General features: G+C 30.1%; 16 protein-coding genes. 6 read left to right on the plus strand and 10 right to left on the minus strand.

The window, feature by feature from the left end; all coding sequences use genetic code 11:
• Window positions 1-294 precede the first annotated feature (294 nt).
• Both K8354_RS02865 and K8354_RS02870 read left to right on the plus strand, forming a co-directional pair.
• Window positions 295-2,178 (plus strand): sodium:solute symporter family protein, encoded by a 1,884-nt coding sequence (locus K8354_RS02865; RefSeq protein WP_223445238.1) that lies wholly within the window; start codon window positions 295-297, stop codon window positions 2,176-2,178.
• Window positions 2,168-3,148, plus strand: coding sequence for a Gfo/Idh/MocA family protein (locus K8354_RS02870; RefSeq protein WP_223445240.1), 981 nt, complete (start codon window positions 2,168-2,170; stop codon window positions 3,146-3,148). The genes K8354_RS02865 and K8354_RS02870 overlap by 11 nt, the downstream gene beginning before the upstream one ends.
• A 242-nt stretch (window positions 3,149-3,390) precedes the next feature.
• On the opposite strand, the gene K8354_RS02875 is transcribed toward K8354_RS02870, so the two are convergent.
• The gene (locus tag K8354_RS02875) at window positions 3,391-3,954 is read right to left on the minus strand and encodes an acyl-CoA thioesterase (protein WP_223445242.1); all 564 of its coding nucleotides are present in this window, start codon (window positions 3,952-3,954) and stop codon (window positions 3,391-3,393) included.
• A gap of 238 nt (window positions 3,955-4,192) precedes the next feature.
• Between K8354_RS02875 and K8354_RS02880 the strand changes: the two genes are divergently transcribed.
• Together K8354_RS02880 and K8354_RS02885 are read left to right on the plus strand one after the other, a co-directional pair.
• Window positions 4,193-4,813: a T9SS type A sorting domain-containing protein gene (locus tag K8354_RS02880; protein ID WP_223445244.1), complete on the plus strand. Its 621-nt coding sequence runs from the start codon at window positions 4,193-4,195 to the stop codon at window positions 4,811-4,813.
• A 133-nt stretch (window positions 4,814-4,946) separates the two neighbouring features.
• Window positions 4,947-6,122 (plus strand): GlmU family protein, encoded by a 1,176-nt coding sequence (locus K8354_RS02885; protein ID WP_223445246.1) that lies wholly within the window; start codon window positions 4,947-4,949, stop codon window positions 6,120-6,122.
• Between the two features lie 190 nt (window positions 6,123-6,312).
• Here K8354_RS02885 and K8354_RS02890 read toward each other — a convergent pair whose 3' ends face one another.
• From K8354_RS02890 to K8354_RS02910, 5 genes are all read right to left on the minus strand, one after another.
• Window positions 6,313-7,047 carry a head GIN domain-containing protein gene (locus K8354_RS02890; RefSeq protein WP_223445248.1) on the minus strand — a complete coding sequence of 245 codons (735 nt, stop codon included), beginning with the start codon at window positions 7,045-7,047 and terminating at the stop codon, window positions 6,313-6,315.
• A 39-nt stretch (window positions 7,048-7,086) separates the two neighbouring features.
• On the minus strand, window positions 7,087-8,166 hold the full coding sequence (locus K8354_RS02895) for a DUF4097 family beta strand repeat-containing protein (RefSeq protein WP_223445250.1): 1,080 nt from the start codon (window positions 8,164-8,166) through the stop codon (window positions 7,087-7,089).
• Window positions 8,150-8,677, minus strand: a complete 528-nt coding sequence (locus tag K8354_RS02900) for a hypothetical protein (RefSeq protein WP_223445252.1) — start codon at window positions 8,675-8,677, stop codon at window positions 8,150-8,152. The genes K8354_RS02895 and K8354_RS02900 overlap by 17 nt, the downstream gene beginning before the upstream one ends.
• Window positions 8,667-9,233, minus strand: coding sequence for an RNA polymerase sigma factor (locus K8354_RS02905; RefSeq protein ID WP_223445254.1), 567 nt, complete (start codon window positions 9,231-9,233; stop codon window positions 8,667-8,669). Before K8354_RS02905 ends, K8354_RS02900 begins: the two co-directional genes overlap by 11 nt.
• Window positions 9,234-9,485: 252 nt before the next feature.
• Window positions 9,486-10,436, minus strand: a complete 951-nt coding sequence (locus K8354_RS02910) for a hypothetical protein (RefSeq protein ID WP_223445256.1) — start codon at window positions 10,434-10,436, stop codon at window positions 9,486-9,488.
• A 184-nt stretch (window positions 10,437-10,620) separates the two neighbouring features.
• Here K8354_RS02910 and lon point away from each other — a divergent pair, with 184 nt between their 5' ends.
• Both lon and K8354_RS02920 read left to right on the plus strand, forming a co-directional pair.
• A complete protein-coding gene (gene lon, locus K8354_RS02915) occupies window positions 10,621-13,092 on the plus strand; it encodes an endopeptidase La (RefSeq protein WP_223445258.1) in 2,472 nt (823 codons plus the stop codon).
• Window positions 13,093-13,115: 23 nt separating this feature from the next.
• Entirely contained in the window at window positions 13,116-13,349 is a 234-nt protein-coding gene (locus K8354_RS02920) for a hypothetical protein (RefSeq protein WP_223445260.1), read from the plus strand.
• A gap of 566 nt (window positions 13,350-13,915) precedes the next feature.
• On the opposite strand, the gene K8354_RS02925 is transcribed toward K8354_RS02920, so the two are convergent.
• The 4 genes from K8354_RS02925 to lepB all read right to left on the minus strand — a co-directional run bounded on the left by K8354_RS02925 (window position 13,916) and on the right by lepB (window position 19,280).
• Window positions 13,916-14,134: a hypothetical protein gene (locus K8354_RS02925; RefSeq protein WP_223445262.1), complete on the minus strand. Its 219-nt coding sequence runs from the start codon at window positions 14,132-14,134 to the stop codon at window positions 13,916-13,918.
• A gap of 2,025 nt (window positions 14,135-16,159) precedes the next feature.
• The gene (locus K8354_RS02930; RefSeq protein WP_223445264.1) at window positions 16,160-16,735 is read right to left on the minus strand and encodes a Crp/Fnr family transcriptional regulator; all 576 of its coding nucleotides are present in this window, start codon (window positions 16,733-16,735) and stop codon (window positions 16,160-16,162) included.
• Between the two features lie 42 nt (window positions 16,736-16,777).
• Complete coding sequence (locus K8354_RS02935) at window positions 16,778-17,374, minus strand: WbqC family protein (protein WP_223445266.1); 597 nt, start codon at window positions 17,372-17,374, stop codon at window positions 16,778-16,780.
• A 205-nt stretch (window positions 17,375-17,579) separates the two neighbouring features.
• Window positions 17,580-19,280 carry a signal peptidase I gene (gene lepB / locus K8354_RS02940; RefSeq protein WP_223445268.1) on the minus strand — a complete coding sequence of 567 codons (1,701 nt, stop codon included), beginning with the start codon at window positions 19,278-19,280 and terminating at the stop codon, window positions 17,580-17,582.
• Window positions 19,281-19,291: the final 11 nt, after the last annotated feature.

Consider the following 19,291-nt stretch of genomic DNA (forward strand, 5'->3'; position numbering starts at 1 on the left):
AGTTTAAAATAACATGATAAGAATAGTGTTTATTTGTATTAATTAATAATTTTATGAGAACAAGTTTAGCTTTAATTCAGACTTTCGTTAAATGCAAGACAGCTTATTTCTTTTAGATTTTAGTTTTTTTAGCGGTAAACAATTGCAGGTCAGGATGATAAATAGCTTCAAAAAAAATAAAAAATGAATCAACAAAAATATAAATGGAAAAAAGAGTATTCGTTGGTTTTAATTGCCAACGTAGTTTACATAATTCTCTTTTATTTTATTACCAATTATTTTACCGTATAATTCATGGATATAGAAAGCAAATTACACGCCATAGACTGGATCATTTTATCTGTAACGCTAATTTCTATTGTAGTTTACGGAGCCTATGTTACTAGAAAAAACGCCAATGTAAATGATTATTTAAAAGGAGGAAGCGACTCTAAATGGTGGACGATTGGTTTGTCTGTTATGGCAACACAAGCCAGTGCAATTACATTTTTATCAACGCCCGGACAAGCGTTTCATAGTGGTATGGGTTTTGTTCAATTTTATTTCGGATTGCCTTTTGCAATGATCATTATTTGTGTGGTTTTTATTCCGATTTATCATAAATTAAAAGTCTATACGGCCTATGAATTTTTAGAAGGTAGATTCGATTTAAAAACAAGAAGTTTAGCGGCAATTTTATTTTTAATTCAAAGAGGTTTAGCAGCGGGAATTACCATTTTTGCGCCCGCAATTATTTTAAGTGCAGTTTTAGGATGGGATTTACTAACTTTAAATATTATCATTGGCTTTTTAGTGATTATTTATACGGTTTCTGGCGGAACAAAAGCGGTAAACGTAACACAAAAGCAACAAATGATTGTTATTTTTATCGGGATGCTCATTGCTTTTTTTATGATTGTGAGTCAGTTACCAGAAAATATTACGTTTTTAAACGCTCTAGAAATTGCAGGTGCCAGCAACAAAATGGAAGTGTTAGACTTCTCTTTTGATTTAAGCAACAGATACACAGTTTGGACAGGGATTCTTGGAGGAACTTTTTTAATGCTTTCTTATTTTGGCACAGACCAAAGCCAAGTGCAACGTTATTTATCAGGAAAATCTGTAAGAGAAAGTCAGTTAGGGTTAATTTTTAATGGATTGTTAAAAGTACCTATGCAGTTTTTTATATTGTTAATCGGTGTAATGGTTTTTGTTTTTTATCAATTTAATCCTGCTCCATTAAATTTTAATCCAGGTGCAAATGAGCAAGTTAAAAATTCAAAATACGCTCAAGAATATAAAAATTTAGAAGCAAAACATATAGCCATAGAAAATTCAAAAAAAGTAATTTTTGCTGATGGCTTTCAGGTAAAGGAAAAACCAATAGTGCAACAATTAAATGTTGCTGATTTAGCACTGAAGGATTCGGCTAAAAACATTATTGATAAAGTTGATAAAGAAAATCTACTAGAGAAAATAGAATCTAATGATAAAGATTATGTGTTTATTCATTTTATTTTAAATAATTTACCAAGAGGATTAATTGGTTTGTTGTTGGCTGTAATTTTATCGGCTGCCATGTCATCTACAGCATCAGAATTAAATGCATTAGCGAGCACAACTGCTATGGATTTATATAAACGAAATGTAAAAGAAGAAAAAAGTGATGAACATTTTGTTAAAGCTTCTAAATGGTTCACGTTACTTTGGGGGTTAATTGCCATTTCTGTAGCTTGTATTGCCAATTTATTTGATAATTTAATTCAGTTGGTTAATATTATTGGCTCTATTTTTTATGGGAATGTTCTAGGAATTTTTCTTTTGGCATTTTTCTTTAAAAAGGTAAATGGTAACGCTGTTTTTAAAGCAGCAGTTATCACTCAAATATTAATTTGCTCTATTTATTATTTTGGAATTTATAAGCTAGAATCTCAAGGTTTACAGCCTATAATTAGTTATTTATGGTTAAATTTTATTGGCTGTATTTTGGTGTTATTTTTCTCTTTATCATTTGTTTTTAAATCAATTAATAAACAAAGTAAAATTACTTTAATCGTTACCTCTTTGGCCATTATTAAAATTAGTTTTGACATTTTGAATGATGTTTCCTTAAATATAATTCATGTGGTAACATTAATTGCATTATTCTTTTTTCTAGGTTTTTTTAATATTGATAAAACAGCTTTAAATGAACAATAAAACTATAAAATGGGGAATTATTGGCCTTGGAAAAATAGCCAATAAATTTGCTACAGATTTAGCGACATTAGACAATGTAGAATTAGTAGCGGTGGCTTCTAGAAGTAAAAAAAAGGCTACTAATTTTGCATTCAAACACAATGCCAAAAAAGCTTATAATTCTTATGAATCTTTGGCAAAAGATCCTGAAGTTGATGCTGTTTATATTGCCACTCCTCACAGTTTTCATAAACAGCATACTATCTTATCTTTACAGCATAAAAAAGCGGTTTTATGTGAGAAACCTTTTGCCATAAATGCGCAAGAAGTAGCGGAAATGGTTGCGGTTGCAAAAGAGAATGATACTTTATTAATGGAAGCTTTATGGACCTATTTTTTACCACATTTTAAACATGTTCTAGAATTGGTAGAAAACAATACTTTCGGAAAATTAAAAAACTTAGAGGCCGATTTTGGCTTTTACATGCCTTACAATACCGAAAGTAGAGTTTTTAGAAAAGAAGTCGGAGGCGGTAGCTTGTTAGATATCGGAATTTATCCAATTTTTTTGACCCTATCAGTGTTAGGAATACCAAATAATATTGAGGCGTCAGCTACTTTTTTTGAAAACGGAGCAGATTCAAGTTGCTCAATGATTTTTGAATATGCCGATGCAAAAGCGTATTTAAAAAGTTCTTTATTAGAGGAGACACCTACCGAAGCAATTTTTACTTTTGAAGATGCTGTTGTAAAAATCCATAGTCGTTTTCAAGAGCCTTCAAAAATATCAATTTTTAAAGAGGGTTTTGAGGAGATTATGGACTTAGAAGTGAAAACAATTGGTTATGATTTTGAAACTAAACATTTTAATCAGTTATTAAGGAAAGGCAAAAAGGAAAGTAATATTATGACTTTTGAGTTTTCTGAAAATTTGATAAAAACTTTAGATAAAGTTAGACACATTATTGGTTTAGAGTATTCGGTTTCGTAACATTGAGGACTGTTTGTTATTTAATTTGTAGAATGTCTATCTAATTTTCTATGTATTTCTTTTTTATCAATTTTACAACTTTCATTTTTACAATCTTCTATTTCTTTTTTATATTTCATATTTCGAACTTAAATATATTAGTTTAGTCTCGTTCTGTACGTTTAGATTTACGATTTACTAGTGTATTATATGTTCAACATATGATTGTGTTTTTTTGATTAAAAAATCAATTGGAAAACTCCCTATTCTTTTTCCAATTCAATTTTAGAATTACTATTTTCAAATAGATGTAAATAGTCATCAACTTTAAAAATTTTGCTATGAAAACGAGACGTTCTATTTTTACCTTCTTGTTGCCTTATGATACTTCTGGCAAAACGTCTAATTTCTTGTTTAGAAGTTAATATAATTCCTGGAACAGGAGCACTTTTTCCTTTTTCATCCTTGGCAACCATGGTAAAATAAGAGGAGTTGCAATGTTTCGTTTTTCCCGTTCTAATATTTTCTGAAATTACACGCAAACCAACGACCATAGAAGTTCTTCCTGTAAAATTTATAGAAGCTTTTAAAGTCACTAATTCGCCCACTTCAATCGGATTTAGAAAATCTACTTTATTCACAGATGCCGTTACGCAATAGTTGCCTGAATGTTTCGAAGCACAGGCAAACGCAATTTGATCCATTAAATTTAAAATATGGCCACCATGAATTTTACCGCTAAAATTAGAGTGAGAGGGTAACATTAATTGTGTAATGATTACTTGAGATTCACTAATTTGTTTAAACTGTTTTTTAATTTTCGTCATAACTCAAAAATACAATTCTTTGGTTTCGGAACTTCTATTTAATTTAAAAAAGATTAAATTCAAACCGTTTTATGTCCCTTTTAGGAGCTTTTTTTCCCTTTTAGCTTATTTTTATTGTGGATAATTTCACTTATTTAGTTATTTGTTAAACAGTTAAAAGATATTTTATTAGATTTACATCGTTTAACAATAAGCTGAAAATATTAAACAAAAATAACCCAATTAAAACCTTTAAATTATGATTAAAAAACTACCTATTATTTTATTTTTTATGATCTCTTTTGGTCTATCATCACAAACAAATACAATTAATATTGATTGGAGCTTTAATTCAACACCAACAGCATCAGGCAATGCTAATTCCAGCAGAACTATAGAAGTTGGCGATACTGTTATTTGGAACTGGTATTCAGGTGGAACTCATAACGTGAATAGTCTTGACGGTGCTGAAGAAAATTTTGAAAGTGAATTTTTTGGAAATGGTGGCACATTTTCTTTTACATTTACTAGAGTTGGTGTAAATGATTATCAATGTGATTCTCATCCAGGTTCTATGTTTGGTAGAATTACTGTAGTTGCAGAAGGCGTTTTAAGTACACAGTCTTTTGATAATTTGGGCACTATAACTATGTATCCAAACCCAGCTGAAACGAATCTTAATTTCGATTTCCAAATTCAAAATATCGACAAATTAGATATTAAAATATTTAACTTATTAGGCAAAGAAGTATTGTCTAAACAAATTTCAAAAAATGACGCTTCTGTAATGGTTTCAAACCTAAATAGTGGAATTTATGTTGTAAGAATTACTTCTTTAAATGGTGAAAATTCAGCAACAAAACGTTTTGTAAAACGATAGTCTAAATGCTTATGAAAGAGTATATTACTCTTTCGCAATGTATTTACAACAAATCTTTGTAATTTTTAATCGGTTTTTTTTGAAAAATACCTTTTAAAAATTACAAAGATTTATATTTGTAAAAAGCTTTTTTATGAATTATATTCTTTTTGATGGCGATGTTAGACAATCGTTATTACCTTTTACTTATACAAAACCAGTTGCAGATTTAAGAATAGGCATTTTAACCATTAGAGAAAAATGGGAAAAATACTTAGGTTTAACCACCACAACAATTACAGAAGAATATTTAGAAGAAAAATATCCAATGGTAGAGTTGGAAGAGAATATTTTGATAAATTCATCTTTTTGTCCGACAAAAAGCTTGGTAAAAAAAGTCAAAAAATTATCAAAAAATGAGGCAATTTTTAAGGGGGATGATGTCCTTGCTTTTTATACTTCAGACTCACAAGAAGCAGTGAATTTTGAAGAATATACCCATATTGAGTTTGATGAAGAAATTCTTCAAATAAAAAATACTTGGGATATTTTTGCTTTGAATGATAAAGCAATTCAGCAAGATTTTGAGTTGTTGACAGAAGGGAGAACGTCACAACCCATTCCTGAGGGCGTTCAGTACATCAACAAAGAAAATATTTTTATAGAAGAAGGCGCAAAAATTACGTTTGCTATTTTAAATGCTACCGATGGACCTATTTATGTGGGTAAAGATGCAGAAATAATGGAAGGTTGTGTAATAAGAGGTGCTTTAGCTATGTGCGAGCATTCTGTTTTAAAATTAGGCGCAAAAATATACGGAGCTACCACTTTAGGACCTCATTGTAAAGTAGGAGGTGAGGTTAATAATTCTGTTTTAATGGGATATTCTAACAAAGGTCATGACGGCTTTTTAGGGAATTCTGTTTTAGGAGAATGGTGCAATTTAGGCGCAGATACCAACAATTCTAATTTAAAAAATAATTATGCCGAAGTAAAGTTATGGAATTATGAAACGGGGCGTTTTGCAAAAACAGGATTGCAATTTTGTGGTTTAATGATGGGAGATCATTCAAAATGTGGCATAAACACGATGTTTAATACAGGAACAGTTGTTGGCGTTTCTGCAAATATTTTTGGTAGCGGATTTCCAAGAAATTTTGTTCCGTCTTTTAGTTGGGGAGGAGCTTCTGGTTTTACGGAATACAAAACCAATAAAGTTTTTGAGGTTGCTAGTGTTGTGATGAAGCGGAGAAATTTAATTTTTGATGAAAAAGAACAACGTATTTTAGAACATGTTTTTGAAGAAACGAGTCAGTATAGAAATTATTGAGTTTTTTTTACAAGACACAAGACACAAGACACAAAAAAAAAGCCTAAAAATGTGGAATCATTTTTAGGCTTTTTTTTGTGTTTATTAAACTCACTTTTATCTTAAACTATTTTAGATATATAATGCCATCATACATCTAAATTGGTATTCTATTTCCATGTCTTCCCTTCTAGAAGCTTTAGATAGGCTTTTAATTTTTATCAACAACATCTCCAGATCCAGCAGATTTTACGTCGATATATTTAGGTGTTCCTTTGTAGTAAATGCTTCCAGAGCCTACTATTTTTGCTTTTATTTTAGTTTTTACAGTAGCTCTAATACTTCCAGAACCAGCAACGGTTGCGCTTAAAGCATTCGTAGGTAATTCATAGGCTTTTATGCTTCCAGAACCAGCAATAGAACAGTTTAATTCATTAGATGTTCCTGATAATTTTATATTTCCAGAACCACCAATATTAGTACTTACCTCTACAGCATCAATGTTTAAAGTAATGTTTCCCGAACCTCCTAAAGAAGCAGAGAAATCATTTGCTTTAATAGTACCTTCATTTGTAATATTTCCAGATCCACCTAAAGAAACTTTCTCAATATCCTTATAGGCAACTGTAACCGTTAATCTTTTGGTAGTACTTATATTCATGTTTTTTTGATATTGTATTTGTAAAGTATTTCCTTTTACTTCTGTTTCTATATAAGGAATAATGTTTTCTTCGCCTTCAATAGAAATAGCACCTTCTTTTCCTTCTACTAGTACAACGTTAAAAGAACCACCTACTCTAATTCCATCATAATCTAAAGTCGTTCTGTTTATGGTAACAACATGACCATTTCCTTTAATTTTTTTATTATTGCCTCCCCAACTTTGAGCATGTACAGAGAAACTTATGGTACATAAAAGTAAAGCGAATGTGGTTTTTTTAAGCATGATTTTATTTTTTAGGTTAATTTTTGAGTAATTTTTTGACTAATTTTCTTTGATTGATACACCTCCGTATTGAGATTTAATTTTTATGCGAGAATTTGAGTTTCCCTTTCCAAACTTGCCTTCATAATATTTTTTAGAAGATTTCGTAATCTTTTTGTAGAATTCCACATTATCATCATCTGTTTTAAAGCCAGCATATTGCAAGTCTAATGTAAAATCAAAAACTGTATCTGCATTCACACCAATTCTAATTCCTGTATATTCACTATTAATATCCACATTTTCAAAATCTTTAGCCAATCGTTTAATAGTGATTGCACCATAATCGGTGTCTAACGTAAAATTCTTTAAAATTGTTCCAAAACTCATGCTTAAATAATCTGAATTTCCTTCAACATGGGTTGCTTCATCGATAGCTAAAGATCCATAATCAGCATTAAAATTGATATTCTCTACTGTTTCAATTTTTAAAGTGGAATAATCCATATTTACTTTTAACGTTCCTGCTTTTTCAATAGTAATTTTGGAATAATCTAAATTTACGTTTCCACTAGCCATAAATACGATGTTTGATGATGAACAGTAGTCTAAGTTAATCGAATTGTTATCAGCAGAAAGTTCTCCTAAAGAAATTTTTCCATAATCGCAATTGACGTCTGCTTTTCCAAATAAATCGTCCAAATAAATATTGCCATAATCATTGTCTAAGTCAACTGAATTTGTTTTCGGAATTTTTACTTTGTAATTAATTTGATAATTTATGTTTTTGTTATTACCCCAAAGAGACCAACTTTGTTTTTCTTTTCTGAAATTAGTTTTTGCAGACACCCAGCTGACAGAGTTTTCAAAAGTTACATCGATACTTTCAAGTTTATCTTCAACACTATCTAAATCATCGCCTTTTACTGTGATTGTTACTTCAATTTCTACACGGTTTTTATCCCAAGTGGTAATATTTAAGTTGCCGTATTTATTATCTAGCGCAACGGTTGCGTCTTTATTCACTTTATATTCTTTTTTGATCGTTTTACTTTTCTCGTGTTTTTTTTCATCCGTATTGGCAGATGTAATAAGTGGAAAAAGAAGGAATAGTAAAGTTATTTTAAATATATATTTCATGGTTTAAAAGATTTGGGTTTTTAATTTGTTCAATTTGTTGTAAAACATTTTCTAAAATTTCTAAACGCTGTTGATAGTTTTTAATCATAGCGTTAATGATTTTGGTTGTATTACCAATATTATTTAATTCTTTAATAAAAAGCTTATAATTATCTTCTAATTCTTCCAATTCATCTAAAGCCTCTTCAATAATTGTTTCGGTATCTAAACTTCTGTTTTTCTCTATAGTTTTTAATTCTCTGTTAATGGTGGAGACAAAATAATTCTGAACTTCCTGCATTTTTGGAGATATATCTGCCAATTCTATTTGCCTTTTCTGATGATTGCTGCCTAGCCAAAAGCCAAGCACTAAAACCACAGAGGCCGCAACGGATAGCCATTTCCAAGGGGTTTTTTGGTGAGTTGGTTGCTGCCTGTTTAACTTTCTTTCAAAACGTTTTTCATGACCAGTATTGGGTTGGTCAAAATCGAAATCATTTTCAGAAAAAAAGTGTTCTAATTTATCTTCCATATGCTTGTGTTTCTATATGTTCTGCAAGGAGTACTTGCTTTAATTTTTTCTTTGCTCTCGAAACTGTAGTTCTTACATTCTCGTTGGTGTATTTTAAAATTTGTGCAATTTCCTCATAATCAAAACCTTCTATTAAATGTAAGGTCAGCACAACTCTGTAATTATCTTTTAAACTCTGTAAAGAGTTTAAAACGCTTTTTGGGTTTAAACCTTTATAATTTAACAATTCACCTTCTGCTTCATCTTTCGGAATTACTTCCATTTTTACTTCTTCATAGCGATTGTTCTTTTTAAGTTGAGTCAAACTTTTATTGATAACAATTCGTTTTAACCATGCCCCAAAAGTAACTTCACCTTTATAGGTATGCATTTTCGTGAAAGCTGTTAAAAAGGCTTCTTGCATAATGTCTTCAGCTTCAAAGCTATCTTTTAAAATGCGGTATGCAGAATTATACATTGCTTTGTAATAAGCATTGTAAAGTTGCAGCTGTGCGTTTTTGTCAGACGATTTGCAGCGTTCTACGAGGTTGGTTATATGTGGTTGATTAGCTTCCAATAAAATGGTTCTGTATAAAAGACAAAACTGTTTTTGAGTTGTGACAGTTTTGTAAAATAAAAATAGTTTTTTTAGAAATACCCGTTATTGCTTTAAATTACGGTAAAAAAAATAATGTTCTTTTTGTAGACAAAAATAAAAAATAAAGCATCATCTTACTTTCAGTTTTTTTTAGTTCAAACAGAAAGGGAAACACGTTTTTTATGATCGTAATTTCAAATGATCAATAATATAAGGTAACCGTTTATGTTTTTATAAGCTTTGTAATATGGATTTTACAGCACTTTCATCTTTTACTTTTTGTAAACTCCATTGTAAATCATACTGAATAATTTCTCCTATTTTTAAGGTTCTTTCAGGGCTTAAACATTCTAATTCACTAAAAAGATCATTTCCAAAAATAGTACAAGAAGTACCGCCATCTGGATATACTGCCTTTTGGTTGTTTTCAAAGTTATATTTTTCTACAAACAAAGTTTCTGCTAAGAAACTAGCAATCCAGTTTTTAGAATCTGATCCAACTTTTTGAGGCAAGTCTTCAGATGATTTTATGGCTAAAATATCATTTGCTACAGATACATTTTTAAAGGCATTATTTTTAGCGTCTGGCCAAACAGGTACTAAATAACCATTCTTAAAACAACTTTTTTTGTGAATGGGGAGATAGCCAATATTTGGAGTTTTAATTTTGGATAAGCTCCAGATGGTTAAGGGAATTTCTTCAAGACTTTTATCTTTTGCATCCGTTTTTTTTACCAATTCTTGTTGGATGTTTACTTCGGTTCCTGTGGCAGAAATTGTAATAATTCTTTTTATTTGTATGCCTAATAATTTACTTATTGGGCTTTCTAAAAGAACTCCATTTTTTAAAATGGAATGGGTAAAAGAACTAGCATTTATAAATGGATCGGGAATATGTCTGCTACCTGTAATACGATTAAAGTATTCCTCAGAACATGGTAGAACTCTATTGCCACCAATATTAGGAGCTTGTTTTAGGTTGTTTTCTGTATAGTATTCTCCTGTTTTAAATTGAGTTCCTTTAAGTTGGTCGTTTTCATAAAATATATTTTGTCCATCTAAAAAACCATAATGCAGAACTCTACCAACTTCTGGAACTACTAAAATTTTAATTTCTAAATTTGAAATTTCAATAGCATTCCAATTTTTATAGCGAATTTTGCGAATTTTTATTGCAGACATTTTTTGTTTTTATGTACAAAAATGATAAAAAATAATGAGGTATCCGCGGTATAATTATCATTGGCATAACTATTGTTTTTATATAAAATAGTAATTAAATTATATTATTTATGTATTTGATTATCAGAAATTTATAAAAACTAATTTTACATTGATGTTTTATTTTTATAAAATCAATGTCAGAATGACAGATATACAATATATGAGCAAAACAAAAGTTATAAAGTTAGACAGTTTGTCTTTTCAAAATATTATGAATGAAGATTCAGAATTAATTCCTTTAATGACACCAGAGGATGAAGAAATTATCAATAAAGAAACTGTTCCGAAAATATTACCAATTCTTCCTTTAAGGAATACGGTTTTATTTCCAGGAGTCGTTATACCTATAACGGCAGGAAGAGATAAATCAATTCAATTGATTAAAGATGCTAATAAAGGCGATAAAATTATTGGAGTTGTTTCGCAACGTAATGAAGATGAGGAAGATCCTTTGTTAAAAGATCTCAATACAACAGGAGTTGTAGCGCAAATTTTACGTGTTTTAAAAATGCCAGATGGTAATACAACTGTAATTATTCAAGGTAAAAAACGTTTCGAAATTGATGAAATTATTCAAGATGAACCTTATCTAAAAGCGACAGTAAAAGAGTCGTTTGAAGACAGAAACGTAGAAGATTTAAAAGAATTTGAAGCGATTATAGATTCTATAAAAGAACAGGCCTTAGAAGTAATTAAGGAAAACCCGATGTTACCATCAGAGGCTTCTTTTGCAATTAAAAATATTCAATCGAATTCGTTTTTGGTCAATTTTATTGCTTCAAATATGGATTTATCAGTAATGCAAAAACAAGTTATTTTAGAAAAAGACAATCTAAAAGACCGTGCATTATTAACGCTTAAAAATTTAAATAAAGAGCTTCAGAAATTAAAATTAAAGAATGATATTCAGTCTAAAACTCGTGAAGATTTAGATCAGCAACAGCGCGATTATTATTTAAATCAGCAATTAAAAACGATTCAAGAAGAATTGGGTGGTGTTTCTAACGATCAAGAATTGGAGGAAATGCGCAAGCAATCTAAAACTAAAAAGTGGACCGAAGAAGTTGGTGATACTTTTGAAAAAGAGCTGAGTCGTCTTAAAAGAATGAATCCGCAAGCCGCAGAATATGGTGTACAAAGAAGCTATTTAGAGTTGATGTTAGAGTTGCCTTGGGGTGTTTTTTCTGAAGATAAATTCGACTTAAAATTTGCAACCAAAGTTTTAAATAGAGACCATTTCGGCTTGGAAAAAGTTAAAGAAAGAATTATAGAGCATTTGGCTGTTTTAAAGTTGAGGAATGACATGAAATCGCCAATACTATGTTTATATGGTCCTCCAGGAGTTGGTAAAACTTCACTTGGAAAATCTGTTGCAGAGGCATTAGGACGAAAATATGTAAGGATGTCTTTAGGTGGTTTGCGTGACGAAGCAGAAATTAGAGGACACCGAAAAACCTATATTGGTGCTATGCCAGGGCGTTTAATTCAGAACTTGAAAAAAGCGGGCACTTCAAACCCAGTTTTTGTATTAGATGAAATTGATAAACTTGGACAAAGCCACCAAGGAGATCCGTCTTCGGCAATGTTAGAAGTTTTAGACCCAGAACAAAATGAGTCTTTTTATGATAATTATTTAGAAGTTGGGTACGATTTATCTAAAGTACTTTTTATCGCAACTGCAAATAATTTAGGTCAAATTCCTTGGGCATTGAGAGATCGAATGGAAATCATTAATGTTACCGGTTATACGATTGAAGAAAAAGTTGAAATTGCAAAAAGACACTTACTGCCAAAACAGTTAAAGGAACATGGCTTAACAGTTAAAGATTTAAAATTAGGTAAAAAGCAAATAGAACAAATTGTTGAAGGCTATACGCGCGAATCTGGTGTTCGTGGTTTAGAAAAACAAATTGCAAAAGTAGTTCGTTTTGCGGCGAAAAGTATCGCGCTAGAGGAGGAATACGACATTACAATATCATCAGAAAAAATAGAAGCTATTTTAGGAACACCAAGAAACAGAGATAAATTTGAAAGTAATGAGGTAGCAGGTGTGGTTACTGGCTTGGCTTGGACGAGCGTGGGTGGCGATATTTTATTTATAGAATCGATCTTATCTAAAGGAAAAGGAACACTTTCTATTACTGGTAATTTAGGAAATGTCATGAAAGAGTCTGCAACCATTGCCTTACAATATATAAAATCGAACGCAGAGGAATTTGGTATTAAACCACAAACGATGGAAAAGTACAATGTTCATATTCATGTGCCTGAAGGTGCGACACCAAAAGACGGGCCAAGTGCAGGTATTACCATGTTAACTTCCTTAGTTTCATCGTTTACACAACGTAAAGTAAAAAATAAATTAGCCATGACTGGTGAAATTACTTTGCGTGGAAAGGTGTTGCCTGTAGGCGGCATTAAAGAAAAAATATTAGCGGCAAAAAGAGCAAATATTAAAGAAATAATTTTGTGTGACGACAACAAAAAAGATATTCTTGAAATAAAAGAAAGCTATTTAAAAGGTTTAACGTTTCACTATGTTTCTGATATGAAACAGGTAATTGAATTGGCACTGACCAAGCAAAAAGTAAAAAATGCTAAGAAGTTAGTGTAAATTTTAAAAGTCTCCAAGTATGCTTGAATACTATTCAGTGTTTTTGGAGACTTCTTTTATGCCTTAATATTATTTTTGTAGGTGTTATTTCTTCCGTCAAAATTTTTGAAACTTCTGCAAGGAAATTATTAAATTACAAAAAGAAACCATTTAATTTAGAATCAAATAAAGCTGATAGAAAAGTTCTTTCAGCTTTATTTATTGTAAGTAATGTTATTGATGCCTTGCAACAAACTGGGGGAGTGAATTTAGGCTAATGATTCTTATGTTTTAAATCTGACGAGTTTCAGGTTTCGTAAAAGATTTTAAAATTTTGGTAGATAAGTTTATCGACAAAATTAAACTAGGGAAGAAACAAGAAAAAAAGACGATAAGATTTAACAAATCTAGTAAAGAAGTTATACTAGATGACGTAAGTAAATTATAGCCTGAATAGGATAATCCGATTGCAGAAAGTATAAAGAGAGCTGCTTGTTTTAGGGTGTCTGTTTTCATAATTATGGAAATTATAAATTAATAAGGACTGTTACTATTACCTAAATTTACAACAAAAGGATGGTTTTGATCGCTAAAAAAGAATTGCAGTAGTACGTGTACTCCTCAGAAAATAAAGGTGTTAGTTTAAGGGATAAGTGTTTTTATTAGTGCAATTGTGCTTTTAGCTTTTGTGTAATATTTTTACTTTTTGTAATTGAATATGAAGAATACAACTTGTACTCCAAAAAAAAACTTAAAGAGTGTTTCTTTAAGTTTTTTTGGAGGATTTGATCATGAACATACGGCGGGGGAATAGTTTATATAAATCGCTATTTAAATTTAAAATCTAATGTGTTGCAAGTTTTAAAATTGATTTTAGAGTTTTAGCAGATAAGTTTGCTGTCAAAATTAAAGAAGGAAAGAAACAAGCAAAGAAAGTCATTACTGTTACTACATCAGAGAAAGATTGAATGTTCGAGATTTTTATTAAATTAAGTCCTGAAAAGTATAAACCGGTGATAGCGATTAAAAGAATTACTACTTGTTTGATGGTGTCTGTTTTCATGATAGGGAGAATTATTGTTACTCAAATTTACAATAAAAGGATTGTTTTTATACTCAAAAAAGGATCGCAGTAGTACTTGTACTCCTTAAAAAATAAAAGTATGAATTCAAGGAATAAGTGTTTTTAGAAATAACATGGTAGCTCTAATTTCAAATTAAATTTTATCAATCTGTATAACAGCATGTTACATTTTTTTGAAAATTTTTAACCGAACGATTAAAGTACAGCATAAAACTATTTGATTTTGAGTTTAAAACTAAAGACTTGAGCTGCTTTTAATGCATCTTTTAAAAAAGCCCTTGCTATTTGCAGTAAAGATGTGATGCAAAAAATAATATCAAAAATTTCAATTTTGTCTAATTTATTTATATTTGTAAGGTTTTAAATTTTACAAGGAATTGTATTAGATTAATAGATAAGTTTACACTTAAAATTGAGAAAGGAAAAAAACAAGAGAAAAAAGTCATTACCGTTGCTGCATCAGATAAAGATTGTATACTAGGAATGGTCAATAAATTGATTCCTGAAAGGTATAAACCGATGGCACAAACTAAAAGGATCGTTACTTGTTTTAAAGTATTTGTGTTCATAATTGGGGGGAATTATAAATTAATATTAAATATTGATAAGTCAAAACTACAATAAAATGATGCTTAAGGCGCAAAAAAAAGGAGCACAGTAGTAGTTGACCTTTTCAAGAAATAAATGTTGAATTTTAAAGAATAAGTGGTTGAGTGTTAAATTTATTTTTATAATTATCTTTTTAAATAGATTAAATGTATATAAATAGTCTAGTTTTTTTTCATTTAGATCGTTGTAAGTAGTCTATTTAATTGCAACTAATGTTGTGAATAAAGCAATGTTACCGCACTTAAATTATATTCAGATGTAGCCAAATACTAGAAGATTTAAAGTGAAATTCACCAAGAATAATAACATAAAGAGATGTCGTTTTACACGAATTGAGTAATAAAATTAATCTTAAAACGTCATCTAAAAAATTTCTACAGTGAAACATACGTCTTGGATGCAAATATTTACCATCTATCTTCGATATTTAATTGGTTTTGCATTTATTTTTGAAAGCCTTGCAAAAATTCAAGGATTATGTTTTACAACAGAAAGTGGCCTTGAAAATCCTATAAATTCTTCTTGTCATTTTTTTTGAAACGTTATAGGAATCAGGTTTATATTGGCACTTTTTAGGATTGGCACAATTCGTTACAAGAACACTGCTTGTAACGCAATGCTTTGCAAAACTAGGAACGGTTCTTTTTTTACCAATCATAGCCAACGTTTTTGTTATTACAGTATCTTATGATTTTAGAGGAACCCCTATCATTACTGGGTTAATGTTAATTTCCACATTATTTTTACTTTATCGGGATTAGGATTCTTTAAAAATATTAGTTAATAAAAAACCAACGAATTCAATCAAAAAAAGAGTAGAGCACGATAGTAAATGGATATATTTGGGATTTATTTTTTTAAGAATGACGGTTCTTTCTAAACTTTTTATAAGTAATAAAAATATACTCTATAGTTTCTTAGCGATGTTTATTATTGGTATTGTGGGTTTAATTATTAGTTACAACAATCATAAATTATATATTGATTCAAACTTTATCGTAAAAATTAATTTTAAAAAAATGCGTGGTTACAATTTTTATAAGTTGTTAAGGTTTCTGGTCAACTTACTAAAATCGATACGGATTTTCTATTCAGTTTTTATTTGCTCAATGAAATACTTGAATAGGCATCAAGCTAGGTAAAAACCTTTATTTTTAAATAAAAATAGTGCGTTTACACATGTAAAACCTTAAACATAAATCCATATCATTGGTTATCTGATGTCATTGATTGAATCACAGAATATAAAGCTAATAAATTATTGGAATTGTAACCTCAAAATCGGCACAAAAATTAAATATAGATTAGCGAACGCTTACTTTGCTGGGGGATTTTTTAGTTATCAATCAGATTTAAATGGTATTTATGTATATTTTATGTACATATGTTTATAAATTAGATAGTATATAATTTTTTGCGAATTCTACTTAATTGAACGGGCGTAATATTTAGAAAAGAAGCAATGTGATATTGAGGTATTAAATTTTCTATGTTAGGAATTACCCTTTTTAATTTTTTATATCGCATTGTTGCATCTAAAATAGTTAAGTCATATATCCTTGATTCAAGCAATAAGAATACACTTTCTAAAGCGCTTGCGTACATGTATGCAATATCTTTATCCTCTAAGGCAAGTTGTTTTAGTTTTTTAAAATTGATGGCATATAACTCACATTCAGTTAAACAACTATAAGAAACATCAGAAGACTTGTCTAAAATTAAAGCGCCTAAAGCACCCGTAGCACTAAAAGGCGTAAATAGACTTCTTATATATTCTTTGCCTTTTTCATCAGTATAATAAGATCTTACAATCCCGCTTTTAAGAATAAAAAGGTCTTGTGGTATTTCTCCATACTTTGCTAATATATGGTTATTAGAAAATTTTTTTATTCGTGTAAGCTTTGAAAATTTCTGATAAGATTCTTTAGGTAAAACATGAAAGTTATTAATAAAATTAAGCAAGTTTTTCATTTACGAAGTGCCTTTTCAGTTTAAAATAACATTTTTAAAATTCTATAGAAAACTTAACGCATTGGGGCCTTCCATAAATAATAGGTCTAAAATAGAAAGATTTTCAATAAAACCATGCTTGTCATCAAACATTTGTATATATTTTTCCGTTGTTTTTTTAGGTTGATGTTTTCTATCGGCTAAAAATCTGTAATCATTTTTTTGGGTTTCCAATTTATAATTATCAGTTTTAGAGAAGTCTGAATTTAGTTGAAGTGCATCTGTAATAAATAAGTAACTATCGATATTAATATCTTGAAGATATTTGTATTTTTTTTCGAAAATAGGAGCGATATCATCTTCAAGAAGATCAAAAAAAGGAGAAGTTCTATAAGCGATTTGTAAAGATTTAAAATGTTGATCTTGCCAAGGAAAGTCGTTCTCAATTAACGTGTCTTTTGTTTTCTTTCTAGCTGATTTCAATGGATGTTTTACTGGAATACTCAACAATTGTTTTCCGTTTGAATTGTAGATGTAACAACGATTTCGGTAACTTTGTTTCTGAAAATTATCTTCCATTTCAAAAACTACAGTATCCGATTTTACAATCTCTGAATATTGAGAAATAGGAGAAAAATAAGTAGGAATAAATAATGCCATAAAGCCCCTTTTAATTCCCTAAAGGGGATATTTTGGCAAGTTTATGAAAAGATGCTCTAGCTTTTTTATCAAAAGAAATGAATATAAAAACCTTTGCGAACTTTGTTATAAACCTGTGCATATTTGTGTTTATTTAACTATTTACTGCTACTGAATACTGCTACTGAATACTGAATAATGAATACTGAAAACTGAATACAGAGGGCTATTTCTTAACTTTCTTTTTCCCTTTAAAAAAACTCCAACCAATATAAAGAGCTATCAAGGCAAAGACAAAATATCTATAAGAAACTGGTTCTCCATCTCCATGAACGGTGGTAAACATTCTATCCCATCGAATCGATTTTAACTTTACACCAAAAGAAGGTGCATCAGCATCCCAACTAAACCATATCATTACAGGCTTTCCTAGCACATGATCAAAAGGAACATACCCCCAATAACGAGCATCTAGAGAGTTGTGTCTGTTATCTCCAACTAGCCAGTAATAATCTTGTTTAAAGGTGTAAGAATCTACTTTTTCTCCGTTGATAAAAATAGCATCTCCATTGATTACTAAATCATTATTTTCATAATTTTTAATAATCTGCTCGTAATAAGGTAAGGATTTTTTGTCTAATTTTACAGTAGCGCCAGCTTTCGGAATATAAATTGGACCAAAATTATCTTGGCTCCATTGATTACTTTCTATATGCGGAAAAATAGCATTATCAGGCGCATGATTTACTTTTTTAACAGATGCGGTTAAAGGATATTTTTTAAGTCGAGCAACTTCTTCATCTGTCATATTAATATTGATTTTAGTATCAACATTAATCATTTTTAAACGTTGTGCAAACTCAGGGTTTACACCACCAGCAACTTCTGTATATAAGGAATCTTGACCAATTTTAGAAAGGCTTCCGTTCTTTTTTATAGCCTCTTGTACTTTGTCATTTTCCCAATATTCAGTCAAAATTTTATAGACGCCTGTTCGTTCTTTATCTAATAAAAATTTAGGAAAAGTACTTTGGCTAATAGGTTGTTTGCACTCAAAAGTATAGTAAAATTGTAATTTTGCTCTGTAGGGTAAATCGTTCTTTACGCCGTTTATGTAAACATAACCATCTCTAATTTCTAAAGAATCTCCAGCTATACCAACAGAACGTTTTACATAATTCGTTTTTTTATCGACGGGTTTATAAGTAAATTTTCCTGAAGTATCTCCCCACATTGTGGCTAAAGTATCGGCAGGCCAGTTAAAACAGACAATATCATTATTCTTAATTTGTTGTAAACCGGGCAATCGTGTATAAGGTAATTGTGGTTTTTTAAGATACGAAGCTGTTCCCGTAAAAGGCAGCGAATCATGCACCATCGGCGCAGCAATTACTGTAGAGGGTACTCTGGCACCATAATGAAATTTGCTTACGAATAAATAATCTCCCACTAATAAAGATTTCTCTAAAGAGGATGTAGGAATGGTAAAAGGTTGCATAAAATAAGTGTGTACTAGCGTAGCAGCAATGATTGCAAAGGTAATAGAACTAACCCATTCACCTAATTCTGAACGAGGTTTTAAACTTCTATCGGCTCTGTAGGCTGCATCTGTTGCATAGTTGATATAGAAAATATACAAGCCTAAAGTTGCGATGACTAAAAGTGAATCTAGTTTTTTGTAAAAACCAAAAGTTCTGATTGTTTCTATCCAAATTACTGGGAACATTAACAAGTTTACAATCGGTATAAAAAGTAAAACAATCCACCATTTAGGTCGATTTATAATTTGCATTAAAACGATTCCGTTATAAATTGGTATCGCAGCTTCCCAAGCTTTTCTGCCCGCTTTTACATAGAGTTTCCAAGTGCCTAAAAAATGAATAACTTGAATAACTAGAAAGAAGATAAACCATTGTAAATATGTCATAATATTTTTTT

Origin of the sequence: Polaribacter litorisediminis (assembly GCF_019968605.1) — a bacterium.
GTDB classification, from domain to species: Bacteria; Bacteroidota; Bacteroidia; order Flavobacteriales; family Flavobacteriaceae; genus Polaribacter; species Polaribacter litorisediminis.